This is a genomic window from Citrobacter sp. VF227 (assembly GCF_052950715.1).
The window spans coordinates 1-838 of sequence record NZ_JBRFVF010000075.1 but is presented as its reverse complement, the minus strand read 5'-3'; the positions used below and the strand labels follow the sequence as shown (position 1 = coordinate 838).

Annotated in this window: 1 protein-coding gene and 1 pseudogene; both read left to right on the top strand. The window is 60.3% G+C overall.

Annotated features, from left to right (window positions below; translation table 11 throughout):
* A partial coding sequence (locus ACU8YC_RS25110) for a restriction endonuclease subunit S (RefSeq protein WP_446895976.1) occupies window positions 1-265 on the top strand: 265 nt, incomplete at its 5' end.
* Window positions 266-280: 15 nt separating this feature from the next.
* Window positions 281-838: pseudogene (locus ACU8YC_RS25105) on the top strand (nuclease); the annotation flags it as partial.

Below are 838 nucleotides of genomic sequence, written 5' to 3'. Positions count from 1 at the left end.
GCTTAACAGATATTTGCTGCTTACCCTAAAGTCGCTTAAAGCGAACTTCATTGGGCAAGGGGCAGGTGGAGCACAACCAAACATCTCACGAGAGAAAATAGTCGCCACAGTGGCAGGACTTCCCCCGCTCGCCGAACAACAACGCATCGTGGCCAAAGTTGATCAGCTAATGGCCCTCTGCGACCAACTGAAAGCCCGCCTAGCCCAGGCCCGCCAACTCAACGAACAGCTGGCCACCGCTCTGGTCGAGCAGGCCGTGGCCTGAACAAGGAAAGCAGGGATGCCCATTCGCACACAGGTTTGGACCGTCGGCGATCAACCCGTAGCCCTCAAGGCGGCGCGGTTGGTCAGCGAGCAGCTGTTGGAAAACATGATTGTCGCAGCGCCGGCGCTGCTGTCCGAGGACTGGCTGCTGATCGGCCAGCAGGAAAGCACCGGCTACGGCGGTCGTATTGACCTGCTGTCACTGGCTCTAGATGCTTCGCTAGTGCTGATCGAACTCAAGCGCGACCGCACGCCGCGTGAGGTGGTGGCACAGGCGCTGGACTATGCCGCCTGGGTCGAGCGCCTGGAGGCGGACGAGATTGCCGCCATCTACCAGCGCTTCAAGCCGCAGGGCGATCTCGCTGCTGATTTCCAGGCGCGTTTCGGCGTGCCGCTGGATATCGAGTCGCTCAATCAGAGCCATCAGATCGTCATCGTCGCCGCCGAGCTGGATGCCAGCAGCGAGCGCATTGTCAGCTACCTTAGCGAGCGCGATATCGCGATCAATGTGCTGTGCTTTCAGGTGTTCCAACTCGGTGAGCAGCAACTGATCAGCCGCGCCTGGCTGCTCGAC